The sequence below is a fragment of the Streptomyces sp. NPDC037401 genome, from assembly GCF_055602345.1.
In genome coordinates, this window is sequence record NZ_JBVJWO010000013.1 from 74,596 (window position 1) to 90,036 (window position 15,441).

A 15,441-nucleotide genomic window follows, 5' to 3' on the forward strand; every position below is an offset into this window, starting at 1 on the left:
CGTCGGTACGTCGGCGGGTGTGCTGCCGGGCGTTCACCCGGGGGAGCACCCCCTGTCGTCAGATCATGCCGGACTGTCGCCGTCACCGCTGGCCCCGGCCGCCACTTCGGCCTTCCTGCGGTGCTCCGCGGCCTTTTCCTCGTGGATCCTGGCCATCCGGAGGTGGTACTCGGGGTTGTGCTCCTCGTAGATGTCCGGAATGCCGTCGCGGTCGTCGTCGCGGTCCTCGGCCTCGGTGAGGGCCCGGTACCGGCGGTCGCGGAGCTTGAGCATGACGCAGGCGACGATCGCGGCGATCAGCGAGCCGATCAGGACGGCTGCCTTGACCTCGCCGGTCAGGACCGGGTCCTCGGCGAAGGCGAGTTCGCCGATGAGCAGCGAGACGGTGAAGCCGATGCCGGCGAGGGAGGCGACGGCCAGTACGTCGGGCCAGGCGAGGTCCTCGTTCAGCTCAGCCTTGGTGAAGCGGGCTGCCAGCCAGGTGCCGCCGAAGATGCCCAGGGTCTTGCCGACGACGAGTCCGAGGACGACACCGAGGGTCTCGGGCCGGGTGAAGACCTGTCCGACGGCGTCGCCGGAGAGCGGGACCCCCGCGGAGAAGAGGGCGAAGAGCGGGACGGCGAGTGCTGCCGAGACGGGCCGTACGAGGTGTTCGATGTGCTCGCCGGGGGAGTGCTCCTCGCCGTCCCTGCGGGTGCAGCGGAGCATCAGGCCCATGGCCACGCCGGCGATGGTGGCGTGGACGCCGCTGTTGTACATCAGGCCCCAGATCACCAGGGAGAGCGGGACGTAGACGTACCAGCCGCGGACGCCCTTGCGGAGCAGGAACCAGAAGAGGACCAGGCCGAGGACCGCGCCGCCCAGCTGCGGGAAGTGGATCTCGCTGGTGAAGAACACCGCGATGATCAGGATCGCGAAGAGGTCGTCGACCACGGCGAGGGTCAGCAGGAAGGCGCGCAGGGCGGAGGGCAGCGAGGTCCCGATGACCGCGAGGACGGCGAGCGCGAAGGCGATGTCGGTGGCGGTGGGGACGGCCCAGCCGTCCATCGAGCCGTTGCCCAGCGAGTTGACGGTCACGTAGACGAGGGCGGGGACGGCCATGCCGCAGACGGCGGCGATGACCGGGAGGGCGGCGGCCTTGCGGTCGCGCAGGTCGCCCGCGACCAGCTCGCGCTTGAGCTCGATGCCGGCGACGAAGAAGAAGATCGCGAGCAGGCCGTCGGCCGCCCAGTGCTGGACCGAGAGGTTCAGGCCGAGGAAGCCGGGCCCGAGGTGGAAGTCCTTGACGGTGTTGTAGCCGTCGGAGACCGCGGGGATGTTGGCCCACAGGAGGGCGGCGATCGCGGCCACGAGGAGCAGGACGCCGCCGACGGTCTCGGTGCGCAGGGCATCGGCCACGAACCGGCGCTCCGGCAGGGACAGCCTGCCGAGCAGCTTGCGGCCGTGGGGGTCGGTGGGGCTGGGCGCGGCCACGTGAGGGCACCTCCGGGGCGGTTGGACGGCATGGCATGGCAAAGCTGTTGCCGACCAGACTTCCCGGCGCACCCAGAGATATTTATTTACGCTTTCAATACTTTACAGGGTGCACGCAAGGGATGTATCCGGCGATCATCACTTTATGCGCGAGAAGGGCATCCGGCGCGCTTGCCGGATGCCCTTCTCGACGGGTGGACGGGGCCGTGGGCCCGGGCCGGTCAGTCCTCGCTGGCGGCGGCCGGCAGCTTGGTCTGGATCAGGTCCATCACCGAGGAGTCGGTGAGCGTGGTGACGTCGCCCAGCTCGCGGTTCTCCGCGACGTCGCGCAGCAGGCGGCGCATGATCTTGCCGGAGCGGGTCTTCGGGAGCTCCTGGACCGGCAGGATCCGCTTGGGCTTGGCGATCGGGCCGAGCGTGGCGCCCACGTGGTTGCGCAGGTCCGCGACCAGGCCGTCGGTCTCGCTGGCCGTACCGCGCAGGATGACGAACGCGACGATCGCCTGCCCGGTGGTCTCGTCGGCGGCGCCGACGACGGCCGCCTCGGCCACCGACGGGTGGGAGACGAGCGCCGACTCGACCTCGGTGGTCGAGATGTTGTGGCCGGACACCAGCATCACGTCGTCGACGCGGCCGAGCAGCCAGATGTCGCCGTCGTCGTCCTTCTTCGCGCCGTCGCCGGCGAAGTACTTGCCCTCGAACCGGGACCAGTACGTGTCGATGAACCGCTGGTCGTCGCCCCAGATGGTGCGCAGCATCGAGGGCCACGGCTCGGTGAGGACGAGGTAGCCGCCACCGCCGTCCGGGACCTCGCGCGCCTCGTCGTCGACGACGGTCGCGGAGATGCCCGGCAGCGCGCGCTGCGCCGAGCCCGGCTTGGTCTCGGTGACGCCGGGCAGCGGGGAGATCATCATGGCCCCGGTCTCGGTCTGCCACCAGGTGTCGACGATCGGGCAGCGGCCGCCGCCGATGTGCTCGCGGTACCAGACCCAGGCCTCGGGGTTGATGGGCTCGCCGACCGAGCCGAGGACGCGCAGGCTCGACAGGTCGAACTTGGCGGGGATGTCGTCGCCCCACTTCATGAACGTCCGGATGGCCGTCGGCGCGGTGTAGAGGATCGTGACGCCGTACTTCTGCACGACCTCCCAGAAGCGGCCCTGGTGCGGGGTGTCGGGGGTGCCCTCGTACATGACCTGCGTGGCGCCGTTGGCCAGCGGTCCGTAGACGATGTACGAGTGCCCGGTGACCCAGCCGATGTCGGCGGTGCACCAGTAGACGTCGCTCTCCGGCTTGAGGTCGAAGACCGCGTGGTGGGTGTACGCGGCCTGGGTGAGGTAGCCGCCGGAGGTGTGCAGGATGCCCTTGGGCTTACCCGTCGTCCCCGAGGTGTACAGGATGAACAGCGGGTGCTCGGCGTCGAAGGCCTGCGGGGTGTGCTCCGCGGACTGGCGGCCGACCAGCTCGTGCCACCAGACGTCGCGGCCGGTGGTGAAGGCCGTTTCCTGGCCGGTGCGCTGGACCACGAGGACGTTCTTGACCTGCGGACACTTGGCCACGGCCTCGTCGATCGCGGGCTTGAGGGCGCTCGGCTTGCCGCGGCGGTAGCCGCCGTCGGCGGTGATGACGAGCTTGGCGTCGGCGTCCTGGATGCGGGAGGCGACGGCGTCGGCGGAGAAGCCGCCGAAGACCACGGAGTGCGCGGCGCCCACACGGGCACAAGCCAGCATGGCCACGACCGCCTCGGGGATCATCGGCAGGTAGACCGCGACCCGGTCGCCGGCCTGCACGCCCAGCTCGGTGAGGGCGTTGGCGGCCTTGGAGACCTCGTCCTTGAGCTCGGCGTAGGTGATCGCGCGGCTGTCGCCGGGCTCGCCCTCGAAGTGGATGGCGACGCGGTCGCCGTGGCCGGCCTCGACGTGGCGGTCGACGCAGTTGTACGCGACGTTCAGCTTGCCGTCCGCGAACCACTTCGCGAAGGGCGGGTTGGTCCAGTCGAGCGTCTCCGTCGGCTCGGTGGCCCAGGTCAGCCGTCGGGCCTGCTCGGCCCAGAAGCCCAGCCGGTCCGCCTCGGCCTGGGTGTATGCCTCCGCCGTCACGTTGGCGTTGGCGGCCAGATCGGCGGGCGGTGCGAACCGCCGCTCTTCCTTGAGCAGATTGGCCAGGCTTTCGTTGCTCACGACATCTCCCTTTCCCAGGGTGTCCGTTGTGTCCCGGGCATAGCTCATCAGTCAGATGCCCAGGTGACAAGGGGTAACCGGAAATTGGTTTAGACCTATGTGGTCCTGCGTGGACCGCGGGCGGTCCGGCGGGAGTCCGCACACGCGGACGGCCCCTCCCCGCTGCAGGGTGCGGGAAGGGGCCATACGGTCTCACGAGCCGGGGGCGGCTCTGGTTCAGGCAGGGGCTTCTTCCAGCTCAGATTGGCGCAATCCCGACGGTCCCGCCTGCTCCGGCCGGCTGAGGACGGAGGCCGCGCCGGAACCGGCCGCGGCGTGCCCGGCCTCCGGCTGGACCTGAGCGAAGACGTGGTTGTCGAAGAAGCCGTCACCTTCGGTGAGCAGGTACGCCTGGGCCTCGCCGACGTGGAAGTACATCCCGTGCAGTTCGAGCGTGCCCTCGGCGAGCCGCCTGGCCACCGACTCGTGCGCCTTCAGGTGCTCCAGCTGCTGGACGACGTTGGTCAGGCAGAGCTGCTCGACCGCATCGGCCGGCAGCCGTCCCGAGATCCGCGCCCACGGCTGCTTCCCGCCGGCCATCCGCTCCAGGCTGGGCAGCCCGTGCCGCAGCCAGCGGCGCAGCGGGGTCGTCGGCAGCCCGGGCACGGTGTTCAGCAGCGCCTGCATCGCCCCGCAGCCGGAGTGGCCGCAGACCGTGATGCTGTCGACCTGGAGGACGTCCACGGCGTACTCGATCGCGGCCGCGACCGAGTCGTCGGTCGACTCCGCGCCGGGCAGCGGCACCAGATTGCCGACGTTGCGCACCGTGAAGAGGTCCCCCGGCCCGCTCGCCGTGATCATGCTGGTGACCAGCCGGGAATCGGCGCAGGTCAGGAAGAGCTGCGAGGGTCGCTGCCCATCGCGCGCCAGCCGGGCCAGCTCGTCCCGCACGTGCGGCGCCGTGTCCCGCTGGAATGCGCTGATCCCGCTGGCCAGTTGGCCCGCCCCGCGCCGCGGCGCGGTGGCGGCCGCCGGAATCCGCCGGTGGTCGCAGTGGTTCTGCCACGGCGTCCACGGCCGGCAGCACGGATGGGCCCCGCGCGGCCCCCGGCCAGGCTCGGCCAGCCGCGTCCCGGAACGCCCGGTGACCTCGACCGTGCCGCCTTGCGCCGTATGGGAGTTCTGCCAGTCCTGGAGCGTCTCGAACGCCGCGTGGTCCATGAAGGAGCCGTCCAGCTCCACCGTCACGGCCGCGTCCGACGGGAGCTGGCCCAGCGCCCGGCTCAGCCGGGGCACCGCCAGGAACGTCAACTGCCCGCGCACGTGTACGTGGTGGACGCCGTCGTGGACCTCCTCGGTGATCCGGGTCCGGGTCAGCCGGTGCAGGGCGACCGCGACCGCCACCGCGATGCCGACCGCCACGCCTTCCAGGACGCCCACCAGCACCACGGCCACCGTGGTCGTCACGTACACCAGCACCTCGCGGTGGCGCGTGACGCTGCGCATGTGGGTGATGTTCACCATCTGCACGCCCACGGCCATCACCAGCGCGGCGAGCGAGGCCAGCGGGATCAGGTCCAGTACGGGCACCAGCAGTCCGGCTGCGAGCAGCACCCATGTGCCGTGCAGCATCGTCGACCGGCGGCTGACCGCACCGGACTTGACGTTCGCCACGCTGCGCACGGCGACGCCGGTGATCGGGAGCCCGCCGAGGGCGCCGGAGACGATGTTGGCCGCCCCCTGGCCGCGCAGTTCGCGGTTGAGGTCGGCGCGCGGCGGTCGGTCGGTGCCGCGCTCGGAGGCGATCAGCTTGTCGGTGGCGACCGCGGACAGCAGCGACTCCACGCTGCCGACCAGGGTGATGGTCAGTACGGCGGCGATGAGGCCCAGCACGGGGCCTTCGGGCATCTCCGGAAAGGCGTGGCTGCTCCAGGAGGGCAGGTCCACCCGGGGCAGGCTGAGTCCGGCGAGCGCGGCGACGGCCGTGGCGGAGGCCACCGCGGCCAGCGCGGCGGGGATCTTGCGCAGTGCCTCTCCGGCCCGTCCGGGCAGCCGCGGCCAGGCCAGGAACACCAGAAGGGTGAGCAGGCTGGTGCCGAGCGCCACCGGGTGGAGGTCGGCCAACTGGGCCGGCAGGCCCATCACGTTGGCGATCGAGGAGCTCTGGGGGTTGCCGCCGAGCACGATGTGCAGCTGGGCGAGGGCGATCGTCACGCCGATGCCCGCGAGCATTCCGTGCACGATCGCGGGGCTGACCATCAGGGCGGACCGGGCCGTGCGCAGCAGGGCCAGGCCGAGCTGGGCGACGCCGGCGAGCACGGTGATGGCGCAGGTGGTGCGCCAGCCGTACCGCTGGATCAACTCGGCGGTGACGACGGTCAGTCCGGCTGCCGGGCCGCTGACCTGGAGCGGTGCGCCGCCCAGCCGGCCGGCGACGATTCCGCCGACGGCCGCGGCCACCAGCCCCGCCTGGAGCGGGGCTCCGGTGGCCAGCGCGATGCCGAGTGACAGTGGCAGCGCGATCAGGAACACGGCGATGGACGCGGAGAGGTCCGCGGCCCGTGGCGAGCGGTCGATGCGTGTGGACATGGTTCCCGTCTCCTCCGGGGAAGGGGGTGAAGCGGCGGGATTCTCAACACTCGGTAAATGGATCGTAATGCAGAGTAAAGACGGTAGTGGGACAAAGCGTGCAAATGGCTTAGATAGTCACCCTCGCGTGTGAATAAGCATCTTTTCCGGCTTGTCATGCCAATTCCGATCGCACCCTCGTGCGACGTTGCAGCGGCCCGCCTGACCGGCGGAACTCACGCGGACGACCTGCAAGGAAGAGGGTGGGCGGATGATGGCCGCCTCGAAGAAGATCGCCGGTGGCCTGGTCGCCACGGCACTCGTCATGGCCGCAGCGGGCTGTTCGAGTCAGGAGGCCCCCGGCGGGCGGCCCGGTGCAGGGAAGCCCGATGCCCCGCTCAAGGGCGCCCCGGCCGCCCCCGCGCCCGGCAGCGTGCTCCAGCTGATCGGTGACGGCTCGACCTCGTACACCGGCTCCCAGCCGAACGTCGTACCCGTCAGGAAGCTCGCGCCCGGCGAGAAGCCGCCGCAGTTCGTCGTCTTCTCCTGGGACGGCGCCGGCGAGGACAGCCAGCAGCTCTTCTCGCACTTCCGCGAGGTCGGCAAGAAGTACAACGCCCGCATGACGTACTTCCTCAGCGGCGTGTACATGCTCCCCGAGGAGAAGCGGCACCTCTACGACCCGCCCCAGCACGCGGCCGGACGCTCCGACATCGGCTTCGGGGACCTCGAAGGCATCAAGCAGACCGCGGCCCACCTGCGCGGCGCCTGGCTCGACGGCAACGAGGTCGGCACCCACTTCAACGGCCACTTCTGCGGACCCGAGGGCGGCGTCGGGACCTGGTCCGTCGACGAGTGGAAGAGCGAGATCATCCAGGCGAAGTCCTTCGTCAAGAACTGGAAGACCAACTCCGGGCTCAAGACGGAGAAGGCGCTGCCCTTCGACTACGACAAGGAGCTCATCGGCGCCCGCACCCCGTGCCTCGAAGGCCAGAAGAACTTCATGCTCGCCGCGAAGCAGATGGGCTTCCGCTACGACTCCAGCGGCATCAGCAAGCAGATCTGGCCGAAGCGGACCGACGGCCTGTGGGACCTGCCGCTGCAGCTCGTCCCCCTGCCCGGGCGCGCCTTCGAAACGCTGAGCATGGACTACAACTACATGGTCAACCAGTCCGGGACTACCTCACAGGGCGACCCCTCGCAGCACCGGTACTGGGGCGACCAGATGCGTGACGGACTGCTCAAGGCCTTCGACCGGGCCTACCAGGGCAACCGCGCGCCCCTGATCATCGGCAACCACTTCGAGTCCTGGAACGGCGGCACCTACATGCGCGCCGTCGAGGAGACCATCAAGGGCGTCTGCACCCAGAAGGACGTGCGCTGCGTGCCGTTCCGGGAGCTGGCCGACTGGCTGGACGTCCAGGACCCGAAGGTCCTGGCGTGGATGCGCACCCTCGACGTCGGCGAGGCGCCGAAGGAGGGCTGGGCGAAGTTCCTGACGAAGGGCCCCGCCGTCCAGCCGTCGGCCCCCGCGGCCGTCAAGCAGGCTGAGGAGCAGGCGTCGGAGCAGTCCGCGGAGCAGAGCGGGGAGCAGACCGAGGAGGGCTGACCGTTCCCAGCTCCTCGTGCAGCACGAAACCGGGATCGACCTGCCCCGCCAGGTCGGCCCCGGTCTTCGCGTTCCCCCAGCTCTCCGCGTTCCTGAGGTGGAAGTGCACCATCTGCTCGGTGTAGCGGGCCCAGTCGCGCCGCGCGTGGGAGTCGTCCACCGTGTCCTGGAGGGTCTGGAGGGCGAGCCGGTTGGCGGCCTCCAGCAGGTCGAAGTCGGCCGGCCGGCCCTTCTCCATCGCCCGCACCCAGTCGGAGTGCCCGACCGTCACCAGCAGGTCCTCGCCGACCTCCGCGCGCAGGAATTCGAGGTCGTCCTCGCCCTGCACTTTGTTCCCCACGACCTTCAGGGCGACGCCGAAGTCCCGCGCGTACTCCTTGTACTGGCGGTAGACGGACACGCCCTTGCGGGTCGGCTCGGCGACCAGGAAGGTCATGTCGAAGCGGGTGAACATGCCGGAGGCGAAGGAGTCGGAACCCGCCGTCATGTCGACGACCACGTACTCGTCCGGGCCGTCGACCAGGTGGTTCAGGCACAGTTCCACCGCGCCGACCTTGGAGTGGTAGCAGGCCACGCCGAGATCGGCGTCCGTGAACGGCCCGGTGGCCATCAGGAGGACGGAGCCGCCGTCGAGCGCGACCCGGCGGCCGCAGGCCTCGTACACCGGGTTGTCCTCGCAGACCCGCAGTAGCCGGGAGCCGGCCCCGGGCGGGGTGGTCTTGATCATGGTCTCGGCGGAGGCGATCCGCGGGTTCGACCCCCGCAGGTAGTCCTTGATCAGCGGCAGGTGAGCGCCCAGGGCCGGCAGCTCCGCGGCGGCCGGCTCGTCGAGGCCGAGCGCGGCCCCCAGGTGCTGGTTGATGTCGGCGTCCACCGCGACGACGGGGGCCTCATTGGAAGCGAGGTGGCGGATGAAGAGGGACGACAGCGTGGTCTTGCCGCTGCCTCCCTTTCCCACGAAAGCGATCTTCATGTTCACCAAGCGTAGTGGTCTGATCGCGCGGGGTGGTCGAGGTGAGTGAAGAAGACCACTCCAACGTGGGGCGGGTGCTATGGATGCGTAGGCTCCCTACCTATGAGTACGTCAGCCGACCCCCTGGCCCCACTGGCCTCCCTGCCCGGCGTGTCCGAGTCCGTGGATTCCGTGCGCAAGGCCGTGGACCGGGTCTACGGGCACCGCGTGATGCGCCGGCGCAGTGCGGAGATCACCTCGGAGGCGGCGCTGCGCGGAGCGCGCGGGAGCGCGGCGCTCGCCGGTGCGGACTGGGCGCTCGAGGAGGTGCGCCGGCGTACGGACTTCAGCGCCGACGCCGAGGCGCGGACCGTGGGCGCGGCGCTGCGGCTCACCGCGGAATCCGGGCAGCTGCTGAGCATTTGGCGGCAGTCGCCGCTGCGGGTCCTGGCGCGCCTGCACCTGGTGGCGGCGGGCGGCGCGGCCCCGGACGACACGGTGGGCCGGCCCCGGCTCGCGGGTGAGCCCGTGGACGAGCCGCTGGTACGGCTGCCGCTGCCGGACGCGGCGGAGATGGCGGGCCGGCTCGACGGCCTCGCCGAGGTGATCATCGGGGGTGGTTCGGCTCCGGCGCTGGTGACGGCGGCCGTGGTCCACGGCGAGCTGATGGCGCTGCGACCCTTCGGCTCGTACAACGGCCTCGTGGCGCGGGCTGCGGAGCGGATCGTGCTGATCGGCAGCGGGCTGGACCCGAAGGCCATCTGCCCGGCGGAGGTCGGCCATGCGGAGCTGGGGCGGGAGGCGTACCTGGCCGCGCTCGACGGCTACGCCTCCGGCACTGCCGAGGGGATGGGCGCCTGGATCGCGCACTGCGGGCGGGCGGTCGAACTCGGGGTGCGGGAGTCGACGGCCGTGTGCGAGGCCCTCCAGCGCGGCGCGGCCTGAGGGTTGCCGGACAAAGGGTTGCGGCGACACCGTACTGCTCATGGTGTCGCCGCTGGCACTTACGCCCAGTTACCAAGCGTCCTCGATGGTTGCCCATCAGGTCGGGAGCTTTGCCCGTCACCTGGTGCGGCTGGCCCGTAATCGACGGGTCGACGTCGCGTGGGTGCTCGGCGTTCATGCTTCGGTCCGTGGGGCCTTGCTGCGTTCTAAAGATGATCCTCTCGGATGTTCTTCGGTCTCGCGGGCCGTGAATCCTTTGTACCGCGGTTTGGGGGTAAGTGGAACCCTTTGCCGCACTTCTTTACTTTCCCGGACGCTTCGGGAGGAATCCGACATTCGGTGTCGTCGCAGGTCAGGCGGTGGCCCGGGCGCGCACGCCCGGGCCGCAAACCCGTAGCCGGATCAGGCCGGGCCGACGGAGGCCAGGGCGCTCGCGCGGCGACGGCTCGCGTACCAGACCAGCCCCGCCGTGGCCGCGGCGGCGCCCACGGCGGCCGCGGCCACGAGCGCCGGCCGGGCCGGCATCGAGAACCCGGGCAGGCGCTGCTTGAGCCGCACGGGCCGGTTGAAGACCAGGACCGGCCAGTCCCGCGCCGCTGCCTCGCGGCGCAGTGCGCGGTCCGGATTCACCGCGTGCGGGTGGCCGACGGCCTCCAGCATCGGCACGTCCGTGGCCGAGTCGCTGTACGCGTAGCAGCGGGCCAGGTCGTAGCCCTCGGACTCGGCCAGCTGGCGCACGGCCTCGGCCTTGGTCGGGCCGTAGGCGTAGTACTCGATCTCGCCGGTGAAGCACCCGTCCTCGCCGACGACCATGCGGGTCGCGACGACGCGGTCGGCGCCGAGCATCTCGCCGATCGGCTCGACCACCTCGGCGCCGGACGTCGAGACGATCACCACGTCGCGGCCGGCGGTGTGGTGCTCTTCGATCAGGGACGCGGCCTCGTCGTAGATGATCGGGTCGATGAGGTCGTGCAGCGCCTCGGCGACGATCTCCCGCACCTGCTGCACGTTCCACCCCTTGCAGAGGGCGGAGAGGTATTCGCGCATGCGCTCCATCTGGTCGTGGTCGGCTCCGCCGGCCAGGAAGATGAACTGCGTGTACGCGGTGCGCAGTACGGCGCGGCGGTTGATCAGGCCGCCCTGGTAGAAGGACTTGCTGAAGGTCAGCGTGCTCGACTTCGCAATGACCGTCTTGTCCAGGTCGAAGAAGGCGGCTGTGCGGGGCAAGGAGTGGTTTTCCACGACCAGAGCATATGCGCCCACCATTCGGCGTAAGGTGTGGCGCGTGGGTTTGCCTGAGAAGGCTCTCGGGTACACCATGGAAGTCACGGATCGTTCGCGACCGTGCTAACCCGGTCTGGCTCCTCCCCCCCCGAGTCGGACCGTGGGGACGACCCCCGCTCTCCCCCCCGGCGGGGGTCGTCGCATGTCCGGACGCGTTTTCGTCCGCTGCCTGGTCGTCGGCGACCGCTCAGAACTCCCCTCTCGTTTGCCGCCTCGCTGCGGCGCGCACCCTCACTCTGCCCTTACGCGTAACAGTGAGTGACGATTCCAGTGCGCTCCGGAAGGCGCTGGAAAGAGTGAGCGGGATATTCACAGCTTCTTCGCTGTCCACAGATTTCGTTCAAGATCCACTTTCTATTCCGGATCGCTGCACGGTGATTCCGGCCGTGAAGTCCACGGCTGTGGGATTTGCAGCGAGAAGGAGGCGGAGACCGTGGCCGGAACGAAGTCGCGTGGGCCGGGCGAGCGGTGGGGGCGGGCAGGCGCCACCGAGGCGCGGGCGGGCGCGCCACTGATCATCACGGAGGACCCCGACCTCCTCGACGACCTGTTGAGGCTGTGTGCGGCGGCCGGCGCCGAGCCCTGGGTGCACCACTCGGTGCCGGAGCGGGCGCCGAAGCCGGACACGGGCGACCCGCGGGCATTCGAGGATGTTGGAGACGGCGCGGGCGCCGGTCCCGGGAGCGGCGGAGGGGGCAGCGGGCGGGTCGGATCCGCCTGGGAGACGGCTCCGCTTGTCCTCGTCGGGGACGACGCGGCCGGACGCGTGTGCGGTGCGCCGCGCCGCAGCGGGGTGCTGCTCGTCGGCCGCGACCAGGACGACCCCGGGGTGTGGCAGCGGGCAGTGGAGATCGGTGCCGAGCAAGTGCTGCGGCTGCCCGACTCGGAGTCCTGGCTCGTGGACCGCATCGCCGACGTCGCGGAAGGGGCCGGGAAGCAGGCGCTGGCCGTCGGCGTGATCGGCGGCAGCGGCGGAGCGGGCGCCTCCACACTCGCCTGCGCCCTCGCGGTCGCCGCCGCCCGGGCGGGAGAGCGGACCATGCTGATCGACGGCGACCCGCTGGGCGGCGGACTGGACGTCCTGCTCGGCGGCGAGACCGCAGAGGGGCTGCGCTGGCCGGACTTCGCGGCCTCCCGCGGCCGGGTCGGCGGCGGGGCCCTGGAGGAGTCCCTGCCCGAGCTGCACTCCCTGCGGGTGCTGAGCTGGGACCGCGGCGACCGGGTCGTCGTACCGCCCTCGGCCATGCGATCCGTACTGTCAGCCGCCCGCAGGCGGGGCGGAGTTGTCGTCGTCGACCTGCCCCGCAGGGTCGACGAGGGCGTCGGGGAAGTGCTCGCACAGCTGGACCTCGGCCTGCTGGTGGTTCCCGCCGGGCTGCGCACGGTCGCCGCGGCCAGCCGGGTGGCCGGAGCGGCCGGAATGGTGGCCCGCGACCTGCGCGCCGTGGTGCGGGGGCCGTACCCCGCGGGCCTGGACGCCGAGGCCGTGGCGGGGCTGCTGAACCTGCCGCTCGCGGGCGAGTTGCCCGCCGAAGGGGGACTGCGGGAGGCCCTGGAATCAGGGGAACCGCCCGGCTTCAGGGCACGCGGGCCGCTGTCCCGCTTCTGCACGGAGTTCTGGACGCGGGCGCTGTCCGGCGGGGGTGCGGCATGAGCGCGGGACTGCTGGACGCGGTGCGGCAGCGGCTCGCGGAGAGCGGCGCGGAACCGACCCCGGCCCGCGTGGCGGCCGCGCTGCGCGCCCAGGGGAGGCTGCTCGGCGACACGGAAGTGCTCGGGGCGGCCCGGGAGCTGCGTTCGGAGCTGGTGGGCGCGGGGCCGCTGGAGCCCCTGCTCGCAGATCCCGGCGTGACCGACGTGCTGGTGGCGGCCCCCGACCGGGTGTGGGTGGACCGGGGCGGCGGGCTGGAGCTGACGCGGGTGCGGTTCGCCGATGCGGAGGCGGTCCGCCGGCTCGCACAGCGCCTCGCCTCCGTGGCGGGCCGCAGGCTGGACGACGCCCGGCCCTGGGTGGACGCCCGGCTGCCCGACGGGACCCGGCTGCACGCGGTGCTGCCGCCGGTGGCGGTCGGGTCGGCCTGCCTGTCGCTGCGGGTCGTGCGGCCGCGCGCCTTCACGCTGGAGGAGCTGGTGGCCGCGGGCACGCTGCCGCCGGGCGGCCAGCGGGTCCTGCGCGCGCTGGTCGAGGCGCGGCTGTCCTTCGTGATCAGCGGCGGCACGGGCACGGGGAAGACCACGCTGCTGAGCGCGCTGCTCGGGCTGGTGGGGCCGGGCGAGCGGATCGTACTGGCCGAGGACTCGGCCGAACTGCGCCCGGACCACCCGCACGTGGTGCGGCTGGAGACGAGGCCCGCCAACCAGGAAGGGGCCGGCCTGGTCACCCTCGCTGACCTGGTGCGCCAGGCCCTGCGGATGCGGCCCGACCGGCTCGTGGTGGGCGAGGTGCGGGGCGCCGAGGTGGCCGACCTGCTGGCTGCTCTGAACACGGGTCACGAGGGCGGCTGCGGCACGGTGCACGCCAACGCCGCCGCGCACGTCCCGGCCCGGCTGGAGGCGCTGGGGACGGCCGCCGGGCTGGACCGGGCCGCGCTGCACAGCCAATTGGCGGCCGCACTGTCGGTGGTGGTGCATCTCGTGCGGGACCGTACCGGGCGGCGGCGGGTGGCCGAGGTGCATGCGCTGGAGCGGGATCCGGCTGGGCTGGTCGTGACGGTGCCCGCCCTGCGCTGGGGTGCCCGGGGATTCGTCCGCGAGCGCGGCTGGGAGCTGCTGCGTCCGCTGCTGGGCGGCGGTGTCCGGTGAGCGGGGCGGGGACGGCGGCCTCGCTGCCGCTGACCCTGGCGCTGCTGTGCGCCGGGGCGGCATGGCTGCTGGGCGGCCGGGAGACGGCGCCGCGGCGGGCCAGGCTGCTGCTGGCCGGCGGCGGGCCGGTGGCACGGCCCGTCCCGGCGTGGCAGCCGTGGGCGGCGCGTCTGGCCGAGCGGGTGCGGGGGCGGCAGGAGTGGGCGTGTCTGGCGGCGGGCCTGCTGGTCGCCGTGGCCGCGGAGTCGGTGATCCCCCTGCTGGCGGGGGCGTTGGGGGTGCCGCTGGTGCGGCGGTGGCTGCGGGCCCGGGCGCTCGCCGCGGAGCGCCGGGAGCGGGCCGCGGAGGTGGTGTCCATGTGCGCCGCGGTCGCCGCGGAGTTGCGGGCCGGGCTTCAGCCCGGGCAGGCGCTGACGGCTGCGTTGCGGGGTTCCGTGGCGGGTCCCGGCGGGCCGGGTCCGGCGGAGGCGGCGGTGCTTGCCGCGGCGGCGTTCGGAGGCGATGTGCCCGAGGCCCTGCGGCAGGCGGCGAGGGAGCCCGGCGCGGAAGGGCTGGCGGGGATGGCCGCGTGCTGGCGGGTGTCGGTGGACGGCGGCGCGGGTCTGGCGGCCGGGCTGGACCGGCTGGAGCGGGCGTTGCGCGCCGAGCGGGACCAGCGGGAGTCGCTGCGGGCGCAGTTGGCGGGTGCGCGGTCGACTGCGGTGGTGCTGGCGCTGCTGCCGGTGGTGGCCCTGCTCATCGGCACCGCGCTGGGAGCGGATCCGCTGCGGGTACTGCTGCACACCCCGATGGGCCTGGGGTGCCTGCTGGCCGGAGCGGTGCTGGAGGCCCTGGGGCTGGGCTGGGCGTGGCGGATCGTACGGGCGGGGGAGCGGGCGTGAGCGGCCCGGTGGTCCACAGGCTGGGGACGACGCTCGCGCTCGTGGCGGCAGCGGTGTGGGTGGCGTGGGCGCTGTCCGGGTGGTTCCGGGACCGGGCGGCTCGCCGCAGGCTGGCCGGCCTCCTCCCCCGGGGCCCGGTGGCGCGGCGTCCGCTGGTGGGCGCGCGGGCGCGGGCCTGGGCGGGTACGGCGTGGGGCCCGCTGGGCGCCCTGGCCCTCGGGTGGCTGCTGGTCGGCGGGATGACGGGGGTGCTGGTCGGCGCGGGGGCGGCGTGGCTGGTGCGGCACAGACAGTCCCGGGCGCCGCGTGAGCGGGTGGACCTGCGGGAGACGGCCCGTCAGCTGCCGTTCGCGGCCGACCTGCTGGGGGCCTGTCTGGCGGCGGGGGCGAGCCCTCGCGAGGCGGCGGAGGTGGTCGGCGAGTCGCTGGGCGGCCCGGTGGGCGAGCGGCTGGCGCACGCCGGAGCGGAGCTGCGGCTCGGCGGTGAGCCGGGGGTCTCCTGGGGCCGGCTGGCGGAGATACCGGGTGCCCGGCCGCTGGCCGACTGCCTGGAGCGGGCCGCCCGGACCGGGGCCCCGGCCGCGGAACCGGTGTCCCGGCTCGCGGCCGGCCTGAGGGAGGACCGGGCACGGGCGGCGGCCGCCCGCGCCCAGCGGGCCGCGGTGCTGATCACGGCCCCGGTGGGGCTGTGCTTCCTGCCCGCGTTCCTCGCGGTCGGGGTGGCGCCCGTGGTGATCGGACTGGCGTCCGGTCTGCTCTCGGGCCGGTGAG

The 15,441-nt window shown here is 72.5% G+C and carries 11 protein-coding genes; 6 read left to right on the plus strand and 5 right to left on the minus strand.

Annotated features, from left to right (window positions below):
* Positions 1-63: 63 nt before the first annotated feature.
* The 3 genes from nhaA to ACZ7H1_RS15985 all read right to left on the minus strand — a co-directional run bounded on the left by nhaA (position 64) and on the right by ACZ7H1_RS15985 (position 6,218).
* Complete coding sequence (gene nhaA / locus ACZ7H1_RS15975; RefSeq protein ID WP_470787115.1) at positions 64-1,473, minus strand: Na+/H+ antiporter NhaA; 1,410 nt, start codon at positions 1,471-1,473, stop codon at positions 64-66.
* Between the two features lie 221 nt (positions 1,474-1,694).
* Positions 1,695-3,650, minus strand: a complete 1,956-nt coding sequence (gene acs, locus ACZ7H1_RS15980) for an acetate--CoA ligase (RefSeq protein WP_470787117.1) — start codon at positions 3,648-3,650, stop codon at positions 1,695-1,697.
* Positions 3,651-3,866: 216 nt separating this feature from the next.
* Positions 3,867-6,218 (minus strand): SulP family inorganic anion transporter, encoded by a 2,352-nt coding sequence (locus ACZ7H1_RS15985; protein ID WP_470787118.1) that lies wholly within the window; start codon positions 6,216-6,218, stop codon positions 3,867-3,869.
* A 250-nt stretch (positions 6,219-6,468) separates the two neighbouring features.
* On the opposite strand from ACZ7H1_RS15985, the gene ACZ7H1_RS15990 reads away from it, so the two are divergent.
* The gene (locus ACZ7H1_RS15990; protein WP_470787119.1) at positions 6,469-7,806 is read left to right on the plus strand and encodes a polysaccharide deacetylase family protein; all 1,338 of its coding nucleotides are present in this window, start codon (positions 6,469-6,471) and stop codon (positions 7,804-7,806) included.
* Here the strand turns inward: ACZ7H1_RS15990 and ACZ7H1_RS15995 are convergent.
* Complete coding sequence (locus ACZ7H1_RS15995) at positions 7,736-8,779, minus strand: ATP-binding protein (protein WP_470787120.1); 1,044 nt, start codon at positions 8,777-8,779, stop codon at positions 7,736-7,738. The genes ACZ7H1_RS15990 and ACZ7H1_RS15995 overlap by 71 nt on opposite strands.
* Before the next feature lie 102 nt (positions 8,780-8,881).
* Here ACZ7H1_RS15995 and ACZ7H1_RS16000 point away from each other — a divergent pair, with 102 nt between their 5' ends.
* Entirely contained in the window at positions 8,882-9,703 is an 822-nt protein-coding gene (locus ACZ7H1_RS16000) for a Fic family protein (protein ID WP_470787122.1), read from the plus strand.
* A 402-nt stretch (positions 9,704-10,105) separates the two neighbouring features.
* Here the strand turns inward: ACZ7H1_RS16000 and ACZ7H1_RS16005 are convergent, their stop codons facing one another.
* Positions 10,106-10,969 (minus strand): HAD-IB family hydrolase, encoded by an 864-nt coding sequence (locus ACZ7H1_RS16005; protein WP_470787123.1) that lies wholly within the window; start codon positions 10,967-10,969, stop codon positions 10,106-10,108.
* A gap of 451 nt (positions 10,970-11,420) precedes the next feature.
* Between ACZ7H1_RS16005 and ssd the strand changes: the two genes are divergently transcribed.
* The 4 genes from ssd to ACZ7H1_RS16025 are packed head-to-tail and all read left to right on the plus strand — an operon-like array spanning position 11,421 to position 15,440.
* The gene (ssd, locus tag ACZ7H1_RS16010; protein WP_470787125.1) at positions 11,421-12,641 is read left to right on the plus strand and encodes a septum site-determining protein Ssd; all 1,221 of its coding nucleotides are present in this window, start codon (positions 11,421-11,423) and stop codon (positions 12,639-12,641) included.
* Complete coding sequence (locus ACZ7H1_RS16015; protein ID WP_470787127.1) at positions 12,638-13,789, plus strand: TadA family conjugal transfer-associated ATPase; 1,152 nt, start codon at positions 12,638-12,640, stop codon at positions 13,787-13,789. Before ssd ends, ACZ7H1_RS16015 begins: the two co-directional genes overlap by 4 nt.
* Positions 13,786-14,670, plus strand: coding sequence for a type II secretion system F family protein (locus ACZ7H1_RS16020; protein WP_470787128.1), 885 nt, complete (start codon positions 13,786-13,788; stop codon positions 14,668-14,670). Before ACZ7H1_RS16015 ends, ACZ7H1_RS16020 begins: the two co-directional genes overlap by 4 nt.
* A complete protein-coding gene (locus ACZ7H1_RS16025) occupies positions 14,667-15,440 on the plus strand; it encodes a type II secretion system F family protein (protein WP_470787130.1) in 774 nt (257 codons plus the stop codon). The genes ACZ7H1_RS16020 and ACZ7H1_RS16025 overlap by 4 nt, the downstream gene beginning before the upstream one ends.
* The last annotated feature ends 1 nt before the right edge of the window (position 15,441 follow it).